This is a genomic window from Gilliamella sp. BG1 (assembly GCF_046635625.1).
GTDB lineage: Bacteria > Pseudomonadota > Gammaproteobacteria > Enterobacterales > Orbaceae > Gilliamella > Gilliamella bombi.
The window spans coordinates 67,087-84,994 of sequence record NZ_JBIDFG010000009.1; the positions used below are offsets into that span (position 1 = coordinate 67,087).

Genomic DNA, 17,908 nt, shown 5'->3' on the forward strand with positions numbered 1-17,908 from the left:
TTATCAGGGCAGATAAGTAGGCTATCATCATGAATATTATCTAGACAATGGGTTGATATTTCCATCCCATTGGTATAGGCATCATAATAATATCCTGATTTAATGGTATAGTGTTTTATAATTTGAGTAAATTTTTCAAAAGCATTGTTATCAATTCTTATACAATGGTGATTCAAATGTTTATCAAGATATTTGATATTATTGGTAAATTTCTGCCTCTTTCCATTAATGAGAAAGTGATATCGTTGTTTTTTATCTTTCTTTATAAAGTTGTTTATAAAAAAATTTAGATGATTCATAGTATATTGAATATCAAGTTATGATTTGACCTTTATATATTGCCATTTTATCTTAAAAAATACCTTTTAATTGCTTTTTTGATATTTTGATCTGTTTAGCGATGATTTCTACGTAGAATGAATCACTTTGAATAATGTAATGCCAATAGTCACCGCGATCATAATGTTGCCAATCAGGAAAATGGGATTGTCGTTCATTTTTTAATTGTTCAAGCCATGATGATTCTGGAATAATCCAATAACAAGTATTAAAATCATCACCATCACAATGGCTATAGTAAGCAAGCTGTTTGTTTCGTTCAAAACGCATTGCCCAAACATTAGAAAACTGAAATATACCCGTAAATTTAGAATACTTGGCAGGTTTATACCATATTTTACAATAGGCGGTTAACGTATCGCCTTTGGAATTTATGGCAATGTCATCGTTGGGGGCTTGCCAAAAAGGAAGTTCAATGGGATAGGCATGATCTTTGGCTTGTGAGTGTTGATAGATAATACTATGATTGATTAAGGTTGTTTGAATATGCTTTTCAACGTGGTAATTAGGAGATTTATCCTCTGTAATCATGAATGTAAGAATATAAGATGGATTAAGGACGATGTCAAAAGTACGATCAATTTTGTCATGAATTATTATAGTAAAATCATCTAACTTAGCTTTAGCAATACCACTATCATTTTTATAAGTAAATGTACAGTTAAAGGCTTTCGTAAGTTTGGCTAATAGTCGTTCAAATGAGCAATTCTCATCAATTAACAACCTTAACCATTTTGGGGGAGTGTTCATCTGTTCCTGCTTAGTACTATTACTTTGCGATTAATTTAAGCCTAAACTGGTAAAAATATTTGCCAGTTTATCAATAATATTTATCAATTTTAATCTTTCTGAGAAGGAATTGTTAGACTAATCTCATTTTTTATTATTTAAAATAGTATTATTAAACAATTATTTCAAATCGAAGATAATTTTGAAAGTGGTTGGTGGTTTTGCTATTTACTGTTTTGTTAAAGCTTTTATGCATATTTTTACATGGGATTAGGGTTTCTGTTAAATTTAAATTGCCATATAACAAATATGCGTAGATATTAATAATATAATGTTTCGATCAGAATAAAGTTTAACGAATTTCACTTCTCTTAAAAAAATAACAGCGCGATACATTAGTTGCGCTGTTATTGCTTATATTATTGTTAGTGTCGTTGAATTGATTTAAATCTTTCTGTCGTTTGTTTTAGTGCAATTTCTGTTGGTAAACGTTCCATTGAACTTGCTCCATAAAATCCATTACATTCAGGGCAATTTTTTAAAATATATTCAGCATCTTCAGGGGTAGCAATAGGACCACCATGACATAAAATAATAATGTCTGGGCGAATTGCTTTAGCCGCTTTTGCCCATTGATTGATTAGTAGCACACAGTCAGCTAGTTTTAATGCTGTTTCTGCACCAATACTCCCCCCCGTCGTTAGTCCCATATGAGGTACTAAAATATCTGCACCCGCTTTAGCCATATCGATCGCATTTTGTTCACTAAATACATAAGGTGTTGTAAGTAGATCTTTTTCATGTGCTTTGCGGATCATTTCGACTTCTAAAGCGTATCCCATTCCTGTTTCTTCTAGGTTTGCTCTGAAGTTGCCATCAATGAGTCCAACAGTTGGAAAGTTTTGCACGCCAGCAAATCCCGTTTCTTTTAATTTATCTAAAAATTGGTCAAATTGACAAAATGGATCTGTGCCATTTACACCCGCTAGTACTGGCGTATTTTTAACTACTGGTAATACTTCTTTAGCCATATCCATTACAATTTCGTTAGCATTGCCATAAGCAAGTAATCCTGCTAATGAACCTCTACCTGCCATACGGTAACGCCCTGAATTATAGATAACAATAAGATCGATACCACCAGCTTCTTCACATTTTGCTGATAATCCTGTACCAGCTCCACCACCAATAATTGGTTGACCTTTAGCTATCATGTCGTGGAATTTTTTTAACAATTGAGTGCGTTGACTACCCATAATATTCTCCAAATATTTATTTCATTATTTTTGTAAATTCATTGATGATAAGATCACAAAACTGCGGTGAGTTTATATGATAAGGGGTTTTTATTAACTTTCTTTTTTGAGTTTGAATAAAGGTTTTTTCAAATTCATCAATAAATGCTTGATTTGCTTTTGGTGACCAAAAAGCACCACCTTCAATATCTAAAGCAGAAAAACCACCTTCAGGAATAATAAAAGTGACATAACCTTGGCATTGATTAAGTTTATTTGCTATCCAATTAGCCATTTTTTGATTTTCTTCTGGCGTTGTTCGCATTAATGTCACTTGTGGATTATGTGGATAAAATAGGCGATCTTGATATTTTTGAGGAATAGTATCAGGGCTTGCAAAATTTACCATATCAAGTGCACCACACGATCCAATATAAGGTACTTGGCTTCTTGCAATGGCACCAAAACGATCTTCATCGCAGGCTAAAACACCGCCAAATAAATAATCACATACTTCCGTTGTTGTAATATCAAGCACACCGTGCAATAAATGGCTATCAGCTAGTTTTTCCATTGCTTTGCCACCACTGCCTGTTGCATGAAAAACCAAACAATCATATTGCCCGTTTAATTTAGTTGATACAGATTGAACACATTTAGTTGTGACACCAAACATAGTTAAACCAATTGCAGGCTTATCTTCAATCGTATCTTGGGTTTTAAATAGAATTGAGCCAGCAATAAAATTAGCTGCATTGGTTAAAACTTTCCTAGATATGACATTAATTCCAGCAATATCAGTAACTGAATACATCATTGCAATATCACTTGCACCGATATAACCAGAAATATCACCAGATGCCATTGTTGATACCATTAGTTTAGGAATTCCTACAGCTAATGATTGCATGGCTGGAGTAATTAATGCAGTTCCTCCCGAACCACCTAAACCTAGTATGGCTTCTACATCGTTTTGAGTCATCAGAAACAATTTGAAAGCTTCGGCCATTGCAACAATTGCTTTACCTCTATCGCCACAAAAAACAGCCTGTTTACCGTCTGGATGGTAACTAGCGACGGTTTCTGCTGTGATAGTTGCTAAATGATTAAATTGATGAGATTGTGTAGAAACATCAATAATTTTGCAGTTGAGATTTTTTAAATCAAGAATATTTTTAATATAAACGATTTCTTGCCCTTTGGTGTCTAATGTAGTAACCAAATAAATTGTACTAGTTGATGCCATTTATTACTCCTAAATGAGTTAATTAGGTAAATATTTGTAACAAAAGGGTGATTAATTGTCATACATTATATATCAAAAATGAGATTTAAGTCTCATTTTTTAGGAAATGATAAATTTTAACTAATTTATTAAAATGCAGTATCATATTTAAAATTACGATAAATTAAATATATTCCTAATGACTCAGAAAACTTTAGTATCGCACCCAACATATGTTGGCTTAAAAAAACGGACTTATGAGCGTTTAATTAATATTGCATTAGAAGCATTAGAACAAGGCTGTGAGCTTACCATAACTGAACTTGCTGATAAATCGGGTATATCTAGAGCAACAGCATACCGCTATTTTCCAACACAAAGTGCTCTAATTACAGCTGTGGTAGAAAGTTCATTAGAACCTATTTTTAGTTGGCAATCAAAAAAACAAAATGCAGAAGAACGTATTAATGATTTTTTAGCTTTTGCTTTTCCTCAAATGCTAAAGCATGAAGGGGCGCTACGTGCAGCATTAAGGGTTTCATTACAACAGTGGGCAACAGAACGGTCATCATTATCACCACAAACCGAAAAATTGGTACGAGGTAATCGTAAAGAAACTCTTACAACAATATTATCCCCACTCAAAGCTGAACTACCAAATGAGCTTTATGATAAAGTAGTTTATGCTATTTCAATTATTTACGGTTCTGAAATATTTATGGTACTCAAGGATATCTGGGGACTTGATGATCAAAATGTAATATCACTATCGCAATGGATAGCTAAAGCCATCATTCATCAAGCCAAACAAGAAGCATCGAAAATTTGATTGGAGCTCAAAAAGTCTATTCTTTAATTTTACTTATTCTTGTATATTAAAAAAATCAATAAGTTTACAGAAAATGGGATAACATAAAATAATGATTCATCCTTATCTAAATATTTGAAGTAGGACCTAATGAAAAAACTTGTTTTTATCTTTATTTTTTGTCTTTGTGGTTGTGCAAATAAGCAAACGCAAATTTTGCCTAGTAATGACACAATTATAAAATTAAAAGTTGAAAAAAGTGTAGGGATTATTGCTGAATCAAAGGAATACTCATATCAATTTACTAGTCCCGAAGCCATACTAGAACTTAAAAGCTACCATGATTTTTTAGCTGAAAATAAAGATGATATTGAAAGTGTATCAATTACATTTTATCAAGAAAATTTAAGTGATGAAATTGTTGCTCAATATAGTAATTTTATTCCTGAGCTAAAAGCCTTAAACAATAAAAAATTATTAGCGAAATATAAATCAAAATCGATTTTGAGAGATGGTTATTATCAAGTTCTATTTAAAACCAAAGGAAACTTCTATAAGCAATCCAATACATTATCTGATCAATATTTATTACCAGAATCAATTACTGTATTTGTTAAATCAAATCATGAAAAAGAATCAGATATTGACATCCAGGGCGATATGATTGGTTTGATTATATTTCCAATTTTTATTCCTATGGCGATGGTTGGTTGCTTAATTGGTCCTTGCTAAAAAGCCTGTAGAAAAACATCGGCAAGTTTACTCTCCATGGTTGAAATGATCCTTTAAAAATATCATTAGGCGTTTTCCCCAAAATCGATTTATGGGATTACCTGTATTATAAATATTAATAAATCCCTTAACTTGTCGGCATTAATCATAGACACCAATTTCTTCTGCTTTGGCTATTAACTCATCTTTGCAATTGTAACTATTCCCTTAAATAGTACAGTCAAAAAGTAGAAAATCCCCTTTTACTTTTTGAATGTTTTGAATTTTGATAGCCAATAATTGCCTTTATCATATACACAACCAATTAAAACATTTCCTTCGGTTTTGATTGTTAATTCGCGACTATAACAATATTGTTTTTCAAAAGACCAATTTATATCAGCAATATCAAGATATTTCATAATAAGTTCAAAACTTGTTTCAGAATATATGATTATATTATTCAATAAAGTAACTGGATGACGAGCTAAATCAAATCCTATTGAATATATCTTGGAATTAACAACCATTATTTCCAGTGAATCGTAAAAATAAGAAAAACCTTCACTTTTTTTAAATTTATCAAAATAATATTTTTTACCCAAATCTTTTTTTTGAAAAATAGAATATATTTCTTTCTCTGGTAATTCTACTTTTAATCCCAAATATATCCCAGTCCTAAGAAAATCAGTTAAATCCATTTATTTTCTCCAGTATTTTTAAAAATTTAACCAATTCAATTAATTAGATTCTCACCAAAATATTAGACAGAGCCCACCTTGATGATGTATATAATTATAATAGATTTCAATATATTCAAATAGTGCTTTGTTAGTCAGCTTCCTGTTTTTATAGTAACAATCATGAATAATATGGGGGTGAGTATATGAAAAAGTTTTCAACAACCGCATTATCAAAGCAGCTTCATCTTCGACTCATACTTTGCCTTAGTCCATATTGTAACAATCACTGTTTGAAACCGGCACTGTAATATTGGTTTTCTAAGTCACTGTGACTGGGCTCATTTTTAGGAAGATGTATTAAATATGGCATTTATTGAATATAAAACACGAAAATAAACAATATCATTATCTACGTTAGTTTTGTACTAAAAATAGGATATTTATAATCATTAAAATGTTAGTTGAAAGTTATGTTAAAACTGAGAATAAGAGGGGGTAGATAAAATAGTTAAGAACAAAGAGCTGAATATAGGGAAAACTGTACTCCCTTCACCATGCGGAGTGAAGGAGTATTTTACTAATTTGACAATATTCTTGGGTTAGGTCCGTATTGGTTTTCTCCTGAAGTTGGTTTTATTATTAAAGATGCACCTATTATAGCTCCTGGACAGAGAAGATAAACAAAACACCACAGACCGCTTGTACCTATATCATGTAATCGTCTAACATTGTAAGACAATATTGTAAGAAAAGTAACGATAAAAATTAACATTACACAAATTCCTAATATAGTACTTGGTAATATTTTGTCCATACTGAATAGCAGTACAAAAGAGAACCATACTAATATACATTGAATAAGAATAAAAAATCCAAACTCACTACGAGTTGAACGGCCTTTATAACGAAACATTTTTCTATAGCCATCAAGCCATGAATTAATTGCTTTACTCAACACTTAATACTCCTTATTTATTAAAATATTTGTAAATATATAATAAATTAAACGTTATCTCAAATATTTTATATTGATAATGTAATAGAAATAGCTAGAATAATTTAATAAAATTGATTTTCATCAATTAAATGCCTGCCACTATTATTTTTTGGTTTTGATAATATTGTTATTTATAATTAGTTTGTATTACTTATAGGTATTATCAATTTATTTATCAATAAGGTATATGTGTTTCATTAATTGGAACAAAATCACTTAATCCTATTCTCCATCGTTGTTCAACATATTCTAATAACTCATCGAAATTAGAAAAAACATATTGTTCAAATGAAGTTATTGATTGATTGAATGCACTATTATTATCCGTTAATGTGGGGTCTGCATAATATGTACGCAGCTTATATAAAAAAAACACTTCTTTCTCATCTATTATTGGTCTTATAAGTTGATCTATATAAAGTGAATACAAGGAAAATTCCCATTCGTCATCTTCTTCCTCAGGTTTCTCATATTCAATAGAATAAATCTCAATAAAACGAGTTTTATTTTCTTCCAATCTTTCAAAGAATTGACCTTTCATTTCATAGGGAAATGGATGGTAAGGATTATTGTATTTTCTCTTATTCATAATTAATAAAATATCCTAATAATTTCACCGCCATAGGATCGCTATAAGTATAAATCTGCAAATGCATGCCATTAGAATTCTGAGCTCCAATTTTCGCATTCCAACTAAAATCATCCTAATGATACGTTCCTTTGTACCTGTTTTATTTTGTACAGTTACAAGAGCCTTTTTGCATTTAGTTCACTGCATATTTTACTTCTAATTATCTATGATTTATTACAATTCCCCAACAATAGACCAAAACCTAATTAAAATTCATTAGGTGCACACAGATTCAAGCCAGCTAATAATCTAATCAGGTTTGCCAGAATAAAGCGTTCTATTTCCAGATCATTGTATCTGAAATTATTGTAATGTAAGCCAGTTTATTTGTCTAAATATTGTCCCTAATATCTGAGGTGTTGCTCTATGGATTCGTGTCCAATTTCCTTAATGTGCTTACTTCAAAGCTGATAGCTACATTCTGACAGTATTTCTCTATTAGCATCGGTCAGTTTTTCTGGACAGTTGTTTTAGTTGGAATAAGAGTAGTAATGTAAATTACTAAATTATGATGTAACTTTTTGATATTTTATAATTTTTAAATTAATGATTGTATTCTTGGTTTCCAGCCATTATTCCATTTGCTTTCAATTTCAGAAGAATAGTTTTTTATAGTATAATAATCATCCTTATCATGGTGAGAAATGAAACATTGGTCTACACATTGACAAATCCAAATTAAAAGGTTTTTTATATCAATATCATTTTTAACTAGATATAGATATTCTTCTGCATTTTTTATTGTAATTTCAATTAGATTGGCATGAAAAAAACCTATCTCAAATAATAAATAGCAAAAAGTATCTTTAATTGAATCATCTTTATTTTTTAACATTTTATTTTTTATATGTAAGTTCATTTCAACAATTCGGGTTCTTTCTTTTTGCTACTGTGGATTTATTTATTATTCATTAAGTGTACCATCAAAATTGAATATATCTTAGATTTTTCTAAAGATAAAATGTCCCATAATTATCTTTGTAAATCAATTACTATCAGTCGCGCTATTGTGGTATTAAGTCGTTGTACTTACTATTATCCAACTAAATTATTGGATGATTCAATGATTATTTTGATATTAAGTGATATAGCTGAAAAACATTTACGCTGGGGGGCTGAAATTTTTTATTGTATCGGAAAGCTCGCTATAAATAGAGTTGCAAACGTGTTTATTGGGTGTATTGTGAGTTAAAACTTAATTTTCAAATAAAGCGTAAAAAGCGTACTCTACCTCGAACACTAGAAAAGTAATCGTTATCCAACAAACAAGGTGAATGTTGGTCAATGAATTTGGATGATAGAAGTCGAAGCTAACGTTGTTTTAGTACGTAATTATTGATGACTTTAAAAGAGAAGTATTAGATATTGATACTACGGTGAGTTTATCAGCTGGTAGTGTTATTTACTATCTAGATAAACTGGTCAAATATCATGGTTATCCGAGCATACAAATCAAATTGACAATAAATATTTGATAATGTTGTCTTTTGTTACTTTTTTAAGAACTACAGCATATTCATCTTTAAAATATCCTATATCAGCTATTTCATCTTCCATATCTTGAATAAACCGTATCGGATCATAAAAATTGAACGTGCGTGTATTTCCATTTACTGTAATTTCAAAATTCAATATAACACCTTTAGATTCGCATTCAAATTGATACAAATCGTCATACCAATCAGGAAATATAATACTCATTAATCTAGTACCTTTTTTTTGATAGAGCAACCTGATAATCTTTTACATACATTGGATACGATGGAATGATATTGTAAATATCCCAAACTTAGTATACAATTCACGTAGAAAATTAAGCTGCTTGTTTTAGTTTTTTATACTCAATCGGTGTCATGTTATTTAATGTCTCATGCGGTCTTTCGGTGTTATAAATCGTTCAATATAGCCATTTTGATAAGGGCTACCGGGTTTGATGTAATCTATAATTATACCATGTTTTTGCCCAATTAGTAAACGTGTTTCCGGTGAATTCTGGCCCATTATCGACCCGTATTTTTAATGGATACCCATGATATTCAGCCAGTTTATCTAAGTAGCGGGTAATCCTTCCTGCTGGTAAGCTTACTGCAATATCAATCCCTAACGCCTCACGATTAAAGTCATCGATGACATTGAATGTTCTAAAGCGACGTTGATTACGACTACTGTCACACATAAAATCCATTATTAAATCCCCTTTTCTTTTATCATAGAGAATTTTCTACTTTTTTGTTGTACTATTTTAGGGGATAGTTACACAACTTGTTTGATTTCTATTTCAGATATATCTGTAGAATTGGAAATATTAACAAACAGCTTGGCAACTGATAAATAAAAATTTAATAAAATCAATACTCTACCTGATGGTTTTTATATCACCTAAAAAGACATGTTTATTGAGCAATTTTTAAAAAACTACACTTGCTTTTTTCTTAAATCAGCGGTTAGATATAACAGTGATAAGCATTGGGTTTATCACTAATTTATTAGGAGGACTTATAATGGTACAAAAATTTGCTCCATACGGTAGTGATGTTTCGTCTGGCACTTATAAGTGCGCTGACTGTGGCTATATTTATTCTAACCAAAGTAAGAAATCGTTACCTCCTTGCCCTGATTATAATAAAAAACCGCACAGCAAAAATGGTTGGTATATTATGTCTGGACAGGGTGATTCAGTTAAAGATCCTCATCCACATAAAAAGTAATTTTATTCAGTTAATGCTATTAAAAGGTAGCCAATATGGTTACCTTTTTTGATTGTATCGATTTAAAATGATATTTTTTAGTTGTCAGCAATTAATTGTGACGTATGTATAACGATATGACTATTAAGTATAAATATCAATTCTTTCATATAGTTATTTTATAAACCGCTTATTTTGTTGTGAATTTATTTGATTTGTTTTTCATTTAGATGTTTTTTATAATAAAATCAATATGACTGTTAAATCTAAAAGTAAGGAATATTGAAGTGAAAAAGCTAATGAAATTGGTAGTGTTACTTTCTGCTCTTTTTACAATTTCGAATGCGTATAGTGCTGAATTACCACCATCAGCAAACATAACTAAAGCTTTTGCTGATAGTGCAAAAAGGTCGATATTAGGTGAAGGTGGCGAATTTCCGGTTAAAGTGGATGCGGGTTATGAAATAACTAACATTTTTGGTAACCTTAATAATATTGTTTTTGAATATAATATGCCGACCGATAGCCAAAGTGTATCAATAGTAGACATTACAGAAAATATCAGGCTTGGGCTTAATGCTCAATTTTGTAATAAGCAAGACGTGATTGAAGTATTACGTGCTTATGATATTCGGTTTTTATTTCGTTTTCAATTCAATGATGATCGTAATGTGCCAGCAACGTTATCAATAGATGAAATTTGTAAAGAACAAAAATAAATAGGTTAAATTTATAGCTATTGTTGACACTTTATTTTGATATTATTATGTATAACAATGATTTTATAAGGCTTAATTAGCATGTTATATATTAAATAAGCTGTTTATATTATTGTATTAGATTGGGTGAATTGAAAAAGAAAAATAACAATAAGCTTTAAGAATAAATTAATTGAATATGCTCATACTTTGAACAACATTCAAATTGACTACCCTTTTGAAAATTATCCTAACTATCAGGTTATTAGACATAAAACTAATGCTAAATGGTTGGGGTTAATTATGTCAGTGGAAAAGAATAAGTTAGGTCTAAATTCAAAAGATATGGTGGAAATAATTAATGTTAAATCTGATCCTGAATTAATTTCTATAATAAAAATTAATTCAGATATATTACCCGCATATCATATGAATAAAAATCACTGGATCACAATAATGCTTGACGGTTCTGTGCCGTTTGAACAAATCGTAAGTTTATTAAACCATAGCTATGATTTAACTATTTAAAATATACGATATATTTTAAAAATACAAAATGGTATAGTTGCTTACACAACAGGTTAATTCAGAAACAAAAGCTTTGTATTATCTTTTATATAAACTATCTAATTAATGCTTTGAACGGTATAAATACTTTAGACTTTTAAAAGATAATTGGTTATTTAGTTTAGTATATATCTTTTAGATTTTTTTACCCACATTACTAAAAATAAAGTTCTACCTAAGCTAAATAAAATATAAGAAAGCCATAATCCATTATTTCCCCATATTGGTACACAGATATATTGTGATATCAGCCATAAAATTAAGGCAAGAATCATAGAATCACGAATAGAAGAAGTGTAACTGATCCCAGAAAAAACGCCATAATAGATAAGACCACCAGCAACCACAATAGGAAAGATAGTAAGCCAATATTGATATTGCAAACAGATTGTGATGATTTCGGTTTGATTGGTTAATAATTTAATAATTGTTGTATTAAATCCAAACCATAAAGCAATTAATATTAGAGGACAAATAATACAAGCTTGCAGTGACCAATGTAAGGTTTGATTATATAACTTAATATCTTTAGTACCTTTCGCCTTACCGCTAAATACGCTTGAGGCATTGGCAAACCCGTCAAACAAATAAGCCATTAAATAGTGAATTTGAAACAAAACGGCATTAGCAGCTAACACTTCGGTGCTAAAACTCGAACCAATCGAGATAAAATGGTTGGTAACGATTAATAAACAAATGGTACGAATCATCAAATTGGTATTAACTAAAATCACTCCTTTTAATGATTGCCAAGATAGTATCGATTTTAAATCAGTTTGTTGATTGGATTTCGGTAAATTACGATAAATAAACCAAATGCCTAACAAAGTACAAATTATTTGGGCAATTAGTGTTGCAAAGGCAACTCCCTGCACATTCCAATGAAAGCCCCAAACAAAAATTACTGCCATAATAATATTAAGCAGATTAATTAATACTTGTAGAAATAGCACAGCCTTTACTTTAGACATTCCCATTAACCAACCAACTAAAACGTAGTTGATAAGGACAAACGGTGCTCCCCAAATTAAGACAGAGAAATAAATATCCGCGTAATGCTTTACTTCTTCATTAGGTTTGATAATGTGCATTGAGGAAGAAAATATCATCTGTTGAAAAATAATAAAAATAATTCCTAAAAATATAGCTATAAATAAAGGGCGAATTAAAGATGCCCGCAACAGTAACGGGTCATCTAATGCTTGTGCTGCAAAACCAGTGGTACTAACTCGTAAAAAGCCAAAAAGCCAATAAATAGTATTAAAAATAACAGCGCCAACAGCAATGCCTGCAATAAAGGCTGGATTGGGTAAATGTCCAACCAATGCGGTATCGACCACGCCCAGTAATGGAGTTGTAATAGTTGAAATAATAAACGGAATAACTAGCGCTAAGTAATCTTTAAAACGATATTGTTTATTAACGATAGATTGAGTTGCCATAATTTAAAAACCTAAAATAGATTTAAGAAGTTGTTTAGAGTAAACATTATTAACCTGATTTAAATTGGCTATTTTATCAACTTGTTCGACAATCTGTCCTTGATAAAAGAAGATCACCCGATCGCAAAGATAAGTGATAGTCGCTAAATCATGTGTAATAAAAATGGTTGTTAAATTTAACTGTTTTTGCAGATCAACTAATAACGATAAAACTTGAGTTTGAACAGTAATATCAAGTGAACTTACTGCCTCGTCAAATAAAACAAATTTAGGTGAACAGGCAATTGCTCGTGCAATACAGATACGTTGTAATTGTCCACCACTCATTTCGTGGGGAAATCGATGATAAAATGATTCATTTAATCCTACTTGTTCTAATAGTTCAATTACTCGCTTTTTAAGTAGGCTTGCAGTAAGTTTGTCATAAATATAAATGGGTTCGGCAATAATTTCAGCAGCGGTAAAATAAGGGTTAACTGAAGTGTTGTAGTCTTGAAACACAGCGCTTATTTCTCGTCGCATTGGAGATTTTCGCCATGCACGTTGTCCTATATCTTGCCCATTAAAATAAATTTTGCCACTATCAGGTTTTTCAAGCCCCAAAATTAGTTTTCCAAGTGTACTTTTACCGCTTCCGCTTTCTCCTACAATACCTAAACATTCGCCTTGGTATAAAGACAAAGAAACATCTTTAATAATTGGCGTTTTTTTGCGATTAAATAAACCTTGATTAGGTTGTAAGAAAGATTTTTTGAGATTATTAATTTGTAATAACGGCGTCATTTAGATAGTCTCCAATCTATTTGGGTGGATAACGGCGTTAAATTTGGCTAATAACTGTTTACGAGTATCAATTAAGTAACGTGTATAATCATTTTTAGAATGATAAAAAATATGATCGCAACTACCTTGTTCTATAATCTGGCCTTGATTCATTACAATAATATGATCAGCGATATGGTGAATAACACTTAAATCATGCGAGATAAATATCATTGCTGTTTTCGATTTTTGTTTGATATTTTTTAATAATTGCAGAATATGAAGTTGACTAATAGAATCCAACGCTGTGGTTGGTTCATCGGCAATAATTAATTCAGGTTCAAGCATTAATGCTATTCCGATCATGATTCGTTGTAACATGCCACCACTTAACTGATGCGGGTATTTCTTAAAGATTTGTTTTGGATCATTAAGACCAATGTCAGCAATCATAGTTAATGTTTTTTCAATAGCTTGTTTTTTACTAATTGTCAGATGTGCCAATAACGTTTCAACCACTTGATTGCCAATACAATAAAGCGGATCAAAAGCATTCATTGGATGCTGTAGTATAGCCGAAATAGCATTGCCACGAATATGGCGTAATGTTTCATGGTTTTGTTTTAATAAATCACCATTTGATTGTAATGCTATTTTAGACTGTTTAGGGTTAAATAAAACTTTGCCTTGAACCGAAAAGTAGGGCTCTAATAAACCGATAATAGCTTTGCTAGTTAAACTTTTACCGCAGCCACTTTCGCCCACAATACCTAAACATTGATGATGCTCAAGGCAAAAGGAGATATCATTAAGCAGTGTTTTGCCATTATCCAGTGTTACAGTAAGATTCTTAACCTCAAGTAATTTATTATTCATGCTGTTTTTTCCTTAGGATCAAGAATGTCACGTAAACAATCGCCAAGCATATTAAATGCAGCAACCACAATTAATATTGCAATTCCGGGGTAGAGCATTTGCATAGGATGCTGCATCATAACGTTTTTTGCTTCACTTAGCATTAGTCCCCATTCTGGAGTTGGTGCTTGTATGCCAAGCCCTATGAAAGATAAAGCTGAAATATTTAAAATTACCCAACCAGTATCTAGTGTGGCTAACACAACTAACTCTGACATTACATTTGGTAATAAGTGACGGCGAATAATAAATGAATGTGGTGCGCCAATTGCTCGGGAAAATAAAATATAGTTTTTACGGCTATATTTGATAACCGAGCTGCGAATCATACGACTATACCAAGCCCATTTGACCATAATATTGGCAATAATAACGTTCTCAATACCCACACCAAGTACGCCTACAATAGCAAGAATCATTACTTGGCTAGGAAAAGAGAGCATAATATCGCATAAACGCATAATACACTCGTCAAGTTTACCTCGTTTATAACCTGAAATTAGGCCAATTATTGCACCAATAACAATGGTAATAATCATGGTTAATAATGACAAAAATAACGTGGAGCGAATGCCATAAAGTAGTCTTGAAAAAATATCACGTCCAAGATGATCACAACCTAACCAATGCTGAGCAGACATTGGGGCGTATTTACGAATAATACGTACTTTATTGGGATCAAATGGTGCAATATAAGGGGCTAAAATACCTAATATAATGATAGTTGTAATGATAATTAAACAACATAATGCAGTTTTATTTTTACAAACCTGCTTAAGTACATTCATGACAAACCACCATTATCACGTAAACGAGGATCTAGTAAATGCTGAATAACATCGACAATAAAATTACATACCACAAATAATATTGCCATAATTAAAATATAAGCTTGGATAACGGGGTAGTCTCGATTCATAATAGCTGCAATACATAACCGTCCAAGTCCTGGCCAGGAAAATATATATTCAACCACAAATGAGCCAGCAATTAATTGCGGAATTGTCATCCCTAATGCGGTAATAGTGGTATGTAACGAATTGATTAATACATGCTTAAGAATAATTGTTCGTTCTTTTAGTCCTCGGCTACGTGCATAAAAAACGGAGTAGTTACGCATGTTTTCTAGCATGTTATTACGAATAAAACGAATATAGGTTGAAATATAAACGAATGATAGCGTTAAAGTTGGTAGGATTAGATTTTGCCATGTGCCATATCCATTAGTTGGAAGTAAATCTAAATAATTAGCAAAAAACCAGATAAATAAAAGCCCCAGCCAGTAGCTCGGCATAGCCGTGCCTAAAAAAATTATAATACGTAAAATATGATCAAAAACTGAATTAACAAAAATGGCACATAAAATGCCTAAGATCAGACTAATAATCAACGTAAAAATAAATGAAGATAATGCTAAAAGCAGTGTTGGTTGTAAGCTTCGTATGATCTCATCTAATACTAGCCTATCTCGATGTACAAAAGAACGACCAAAATCAAGTTGAAAAACGTTATATAACCAACTGATGTAACGGTTCCAAAATGGTTCATTTAAACCTAACTCTAGGCGCATACTTTCAATAGCATCAGGCGTGGGCATAATTTCATTTAAACGTAATGCTACTTCAGCAGGATCAGAAGGGGCTAAATTAATAAGTAGAAAAGCGATAAACGAGATACCGATAATAATCGGTATCATCATAATTAAACGTTTAAAAAAGTAATTTAACATTATTACTAACTAACAAAATAAATTAAAAATGCATTTTCTCAAAGGGAATGTCAAACTGCGAAGGAGCAAATTCAATACCTTTTAGTGATTTTATGGCGATAGCTCGGTTGCGTTCATAAGTTAACGGAATATAGACCGCTTGGTTATGCAATGTTTCAAGCACATAACGGTAAAGATCTTGACGTTCTTTTTCATCAGTTGAAATTAATGCTTTACTAATGCTTGCATCAATTTGAGCTTTCTCTTTCAATCCTTGTTGTGCCATATAATCACCATATACTGGTAATTTCATGCCAGACATAAAAGATTGTGGGTCATAAGGCATTCCCCAAGAAATATCAAATACCATATCAAAATCACCAGTTTTTTGGCGATCACGATAACCTTGTTCTTCTTCTCCATGAATGTTAAGTTTTAAACCAACCTGTTCAAACTCATCTTGCATATATTGTGCGATAGTTTTTTGAGATGCAGTATTGCTATCATAATAAAGAGTTATTTCAAATGATTTGCCATCTTTTTGACGGTAATTCTGACCTTTTTGTTTTAGCCAACCTGCTTTATCAAGTAGTTCTTCGGCTAATTTAATATTATATTCGTAAGGTTTTAACCCAATATTTGCATAAGGAATATTAGTAGCCATTAATGTATCAGCTGGCGCTTCGCTACCATTGAAGATACCTTCCGAAATATCTTTTTTATTTATGATATGTTCGATTGCTCGGCGCACATTAGCATCGCTTAAAGCGGGTCGAGTGGTATTCATCAATACGATACGGCTTGATACAGGTTTTGACATTAATGTTTGAAATTTATCAATTTCTGAAAAACGTTCAAATGAATCGGCATCCACCATATTTTTACCATAAATTAAATCAATTTCACCTTTTTCAAGTGCCATTAAACGGCTTTGGTTGTCTGCTATAACTTTCATGGTAACAGTTTTCAGTTTTGGTTGCTCACCCCAATAGTTAGGATTTGCGTTAAAAACAGCATACTGATCTTTTTTATGATCACCTAAAATATAAGGGCCTGTACCAATATAAGATTTAACGCCATTTTTTGTTTCACCATCGATCATTGAATTCGGTGAAATAAAGCGCATGGGTCTGGTTACTGCAATTTCAATCAAAAACGGGTAGTAAGGCTCTGACAGATTAACTTGAAGAGTATAATCATCTACCGCTTTGACTTCAGTAATTAAACGTACCATTTCAAGCCATGTATGGCGCACTTTATTTGACAGGACAGCATCCCAGTTTAATTTTGCACTGTGAGCATCGAATTTAACACCATCACTAAAGGTAACATCTTTTCTCAGTTTAAACGTATAGGTTTTTCCTTGGTTTGTAATAGTCCAGCTTTCGGCAAGCCAAGGAGAAAATGTGCCATCTTGATTATAATGAACAAGCGACTCATAGAGCATATTTTGAGCCCACATTTCACCTCCATAAAGGTGTGGATTCAAATCGCGTATATCTCGGAAGTTTGCAAAAGTGATATCATCTTTTGCAAAACAATTAAAGCTAAAAAGCGATAAAATTGAGACAATTAATAACTTTTTAATGTGGCTAAAGTTTAAAAGCATGTTTAATCCAGTAAATTATTATTAAAGAGTCAAATATTAACATAATTGCAAATGATAATAAATATCATTTATCTATCTTAATAGGTAAACACAATTCAAATCAATACTCTTTTTTATAACATATTTATATATTAAAGGTGCTCCAATAATCTTAAGTAAAGA

Annotated in this window: 20 protein-coding genes and 1 pseudogene; 6 read left to right on the forward strand and 15 right to left on the reverse strand. The window is 31.4% G+C overall.

Translation table 11 applies throughout. The features are described from left to right. Positions 1 to 351 precede the first annotated feature (351 nt). The 3 genes from ACGH80_RS06205 to ACGH80_RS06215 form a co-directional block, all read right to left on the reverse strand. The gene (locus ACGH80_RS06205; RefSeq protein ID WP_411630699.1) at positions 352 to 1,089 is read right to left on the reverse strand and encodes a hypothetical protein; all 738 of its coding nucleotides are present in this window, start codon (positions 1,087 to 1,089) and stop codon (positions 352 to 354) included. A 404-nt stretch (positions 1,090 to 1,493) separates the two neighbouring features. Then, complete coding sequence (locus ACGH80_RS06210) at positions 1,494 to 2,324, reverse strand: phosphoenolpyruvate hydrolase family protein (protein ID WP_085164731.1); 831 nt, start codon at positions 2,322 to 2,324, stop codon at positions 1,494 to 1,496. A gap of 16 nt (positions 2,325 to 2,340) precedes the next feature. Continuing rightward, entirely contained in the window at positions 2,341 to 3,549 is a 1,209-nt protein-coding gene (locus ACGH80_RS06215; RefSeq protein WP_085164729.1) for a Tm-1-like ATP-binding domain-containing protein, read from the reverse strand. Positions 3,550 to 3,727: 178 nt separating this feature from the next. On the opposite strand from ACGH80_RS06215, the gene ACGH80_RS06220 reads away from it, so the two are divergent. Together ACGH80_RS06220 and ACGH80_RS06225 are read left to right on the forward strand one after the other, a co-directional pair. Continuing rightward, a complete protein-coding gene (locus tag ACGH80_RS06220) occupies positions 3,728 to 4,357 on the forward strand; it encodes a TetR/AcrR family transcriptional regulator (RefSeq protein ID WP_411630700.1) in 630 nt (209 codons plus the stop codon). A gap of 129 nt (positions 4,358 to 4,486) precedes the next feature. Next, the gene (locus ACGH80_RS06225; RefSeq protein WP_411578552.1) at positions 4,487 to 5,068 is read left to right on the forward strand and encodes a hypothetical protein; all 582 of its coding nucleotides are present in this window, start codon (positions 4,487 to 4,489) and stop codon (positions 5,066 to 5,068) included. Between the two features lie 242 nt (positions 5,069 to 5,310). Here ACGH80_RS06225 and ACGH80_RS06230 read toward each other — a convergent pair whose 3' ends face one another. The 4 genes from ACGH80_RS06230 to ACGH80_RS06245 form a co-directional block, all read right to left on the reverse strand. Continuing rightward, positions 5,311 to 5,748 (reverse strand): hypothetical protein, encoded by a 438-nt coding sequence (locus tag ACGH80_RS06230; RefSeq protein ID WP_034915509.1) that lies wholly within the window; start codon positions 5,746 to 5,748, stop codon positions 5,311 to 5,313. Positions 5,749 to 6,307: 559 nt separating this feature from the next. Next, complete coding sequence (locus tag ACGH80_RS06235; RefSeq protein ID WP_411578553.1) at positions 6,308 to 6,685, reverse strand: DUF805 domain-containing protein; 378 nt, start codon at positions 6,683 to 6,685, stop codon at positions 6,308 to 6,310. Positions 6,686 to 6,902: 217 nt separating this feature from the next. Then, positions 6,903 to 7,316 carry a hypothetical protein gene (locus ACGH80_RS06240; protein ID WP_034915862.1) on the reverse strand — a complete coding sequence of 138 codons (414 nt, stop codon included), beginning with the start codon at positions 7,314 to 7,316 and terminating at the stop codon, positions 6,903 to 6,905. A gap of 580 nt (positions 7,317 to 7,896) precedes the next feature. Beyond that, complete coding sequence (locus tag ACGH80_RS06245; protein WP_411630701.1) at positions 7,897 to 8,217, reverse strand: hypothetical protein; 321 nt, start codon at positions 8,215 to 8,217, stop codon at positions 7,897 to 7,899. A gap of 102 nt (positions 8,218 to 8,319) precedes the next feature. On the opposite strand from ACGH80_RS06245, the gene ACGH80_RS06250 reads away from it, so the two are divergent. Further along, complete coding sequence (locus ACGH80_RS06250) at positions 8,320 to 8,550, forward strand: hypothetical protein (RefSeq protein ID WP_411578554.1); 231 nt, start codon at positions 8,320 to 8,322, stop codon at positions 8,548 to 8,550. A gap of 260 nt (positions 8,551 to 8,810) precedes the next feature. On the opposite strand, the gene ACGH80_RS06255 is transcribed toward ACGH80_RS06250, so the two are convergent. Both ACGH80_RS06255 and ACGH80_RS06260 read right to left on the reverse strand, forming a co-directional pair. Then, positions 8,811 to 9,059 carry a hypothetical protein gene (locus tag ACGH80_RS06255; protein ID WP_174798168.1) on the reverse strand — a complete coding sequence of 83 codons (249 nt, stop codon included), beginning with the start codon at positions 9,057 to 9,059 and terminating at the stop codon, positions 8,811 to 8,813. A 112-nt stretch (positions 9,060 to 9,171) separates the two neighbouring features. Next, a pseudogene (locus ACGH80_RS06260) lies at positions 9,172 to 9,543 on the reverse strand (DDE-type integrase/transposase/recombinase); the annotation flags it as partial. Positions 9,544 to 9,859: 316 nt separating this feature from the next. Here ACGH80_RS06260 and ACGH80_RS06265 point away from each other — a divergent pair. The 3 genes from ACGH80_RS06265 to ACGH80_RS06275 all read left to right on the forward strand — a co-directional run bounded on the left by ACGH80_RS06265 (position 9,860) and on the right by ACGH80_RS06275 (position 11,271). Beyond that, positions 9,860 to 10,066 carry a hypothetical protein gene (locus ACGH80_RS06265; RefSeq protein ID WP_034910630.1) on the forward strand — a complete coding sequence of 69 codons (207 nt, stop codon included), beginning with the start codon at positions 9,860 to 9,862 and terminating at the stop codon, positions 10,064 to 10,066. A 266-nt stretch (positions 10,067 to 10,332) separates the two neighbouring features. Further along, positions 10,333 to 10,764 (forward strand): hypothetical protein, encoded by a 432-nt coding sequence (locus ACGH80_RS06270; protein WP_065589791.1) that lies wholly within the window; start codon positions 10,333 to 10,335, stop codon positions 10,762 to 10,764. A gap of 189 nt (positions 10,765 to 10,953) precedes the next feature. Further along, on the forward strand, positions 10,954 to 11,271 hold the full coding sequence (locus tag ACGH80_RS06275) for an MmcQ/YjbR family DNA-binding protein (protein ID WP_296300915.1): 318 nt from the start codon (positions 10,954 to 10,956) through the stop codon (positions 11,269 to 11,271). Between the two features lie 155 nt (positions 11,272 to 11,426). Here the strand turns inward: ACGH80_RS06275 and ACGH80_RS06280 are convergent, their stop codons facing one another. From ACGH80_RS06280 to nikA, 6 genes are read right to left on the reverse strand one after another with little or no spacing between them, the layout of a single operon-like run. Beyond that, the gene (locus ACGH80_RS06280) at positions 11,427 to 12,752 is read right to left on the reverse strand and encodes an MATE family efflux transporter (protein ID WP_296300914.1); all 1,326 of its coding nucleotides are present in this window, start codon (positions 12,750 to 12,752) and stop codon (positions 11,427 to 11,429) included. Positions 12,753 to 12,755: 3 nt separating this feature from the next. Beyond that, positions 12,756 to 13,535, reverse strand: a complete 780-nt coding sequence (locus ACGH80_RS06285; RefSeq protein ID WP_085164094.1) for an ABC transporter ATP-binding protein — start codon at positions 13,533 to 13,535, stop codon at positions 12,756 to 12,758. Next, on the reverse strand, positions 13,536 to 14,390 hold the full coding sequence (locus tag ACGH80_RS06290) for an ABC transporter ATP-binding protein (protein WP_296300912.1): 855 nt from the start codon (positions 14,388 to 14,390) through the stop codon (positions 13,536 to 13,538). After that, a complete protein-coding gene (gene opp1C / locus ACGH80_RS06295; RefSeq protein WP_296300910.1) occupies positions 14,387 to 15,217 on the reverse strand; it encodes a nickel/cobalt ABC transporter permease in 831 nt (276 codons plus the stop codon). The genes ACGH80_RS06290 and opp1C overlap by 4 nt, the downstream gene beginning before the upstream one ends. Continuing rightward, complete coding sequence (gene opp1B, locus ACGH80_RS06300) at positions 15,214 to 16,158, reverse strand: nickel/cobalt ABC transporter permease (protein WP_296300909.1); 945 nt, start codon at positions 16,156 to 16,158, stop codon at positions 15,214 to 15,216. The genes opp1C and opp1B overlap by 4 nt, the downstream gene beginning before the upstream one ends. Positions 16,159 to 16,180: 22 nt before the next feature. Beyond that, on the reverse strand, positions 16,181 to 17,746 hold the full coding sequence (gene nikA, locus ACGH80_RS06305; RefSeq protein WP_296300908.1) for a nickel ABC transporter substrate-binding protein: 1,566 nt from the start codon (positions 17,744 to 17,746) through the stop codon (positions 16,181 to 16,183). Positions 17,747 to 17,908 lie beyond the last annotated feature (162 nt).

Bases quoted from the DNA above. Each gene is read 5' to 3' on its own strand.
- opp1B (WP_296300909.1), bottom strand. From the start codon at position 16,158: ATGTTAAATTACTTTTTTAAACGTTTAATTATGATGATACCGATTATT.
- ACGH80_RS06250 (WP_411578554.1), top strand. From the start codon at position 8,320: ATGTCCCATAATTATCTTTGTAAATCAATTACTATCAGTCGCGCTATT.
- nikA (WP_296300908.1), bottom strand. From the start codon at position 17,746: ATGCTTTTAAACTTTAGCCACATTAAAAAGTTATTAATTGTCTCAATT.
- ACGH80_RS06210 (WP_085164731.1), bottom strand. From the start codon at position 2,324: ATGGGTAGTCAACGCACTCAATTGTTAAAAAAATTCCACGACATGATA.
- ACGH80_RS06290 (WP_296300912.1), bottom strand. From the start codon at position 14,390: ATGAATAATAAATTACTTGAGGTTAAGAATCTTACTGTAACACTGGAT.
- ACGH80_RS06280 (WP_296300914.1), bottom strand. From the start codon at position 12,752: ATGGCAACTCAATCTATCGTTAATAAACAATATCGTTTTAAAGATTAC.
- ACGH80_RS06230 (WP_034915509.1), bottom strand. From the start codon at position 5,748: ATGGATTTAACTGATTTTCTTAGGACTGGGATATATTTGGGATTAAAA.
- ACGH80_RS06240 (WP_034915862.1), bottom strand. From the start codon at position 7,316: ATGAATAAGAGAAAATACAATAATCCTTACCATCCATTTCCCTATGAA.
- ACGH80_RS06255 (WP_174798168.1), bottom strand. From the start codon at position 9,059: ATGAGTATTATATTTCCTGATTGGTATGACGATTTGTATCAATTTGAA.
- ACGH80_RS06220 (WP_411630700.1), top strand. From the start codon at position 3,728: ATGACTCAGAAAACTTTAGTATCGCACCCAACATATGTTGGCTTAAAA.
- ACGH80_RS06215 (WP_085164729.1), bottom strand. From the start codon at position 3,549: ATGGCATCAACTAGTACAATTTATTTGGTTACTACATTAGACACCAAA.
- ACGH80_RS06225 (WP_411578552.1), top strand. From the start codon at position 4,487: ATGAAAAAACTTGTTTTTATCTTTATTTTTTGTCTTTGTGGTTGTGCA.
- ACGH80_RS06265 (WP_034910630.1), top strand. From the start codon at position 9,860: ATGGTACAAAAATTTGCTCCATACGGTAGTGATGTTTCGTCTGGCACT.
- ACGH80_RS06285 (WP_085164094.1), bottom strand. From the start codon at position 13,535: ATGACGCCGTTATTACAAATTAATAATCTCAAAAAATCTTTCTTACAA.
- ACGH80_RS06205 (WP_411630699.1), bottom strand. From the start codon at position 1,089: ATGAACACTCCCCCAAAATGGTTAAGGTTGTTAATTGATGAGAATTGC.
- ACGH80_RS06245 (WP_411630701.1), bottom strand. From the start codon at position 8,217: ATGAACTTACATATAAAAAATAAAATGTTAAAAAATAAAGATGATTCA.
- opp1C (WP_296300910.1), bottom strand. From the start codon at position 15,217: ATGAATGTACTTAAGCAGGTTTGTAAAAATAAAACTGCATTATGTTGT.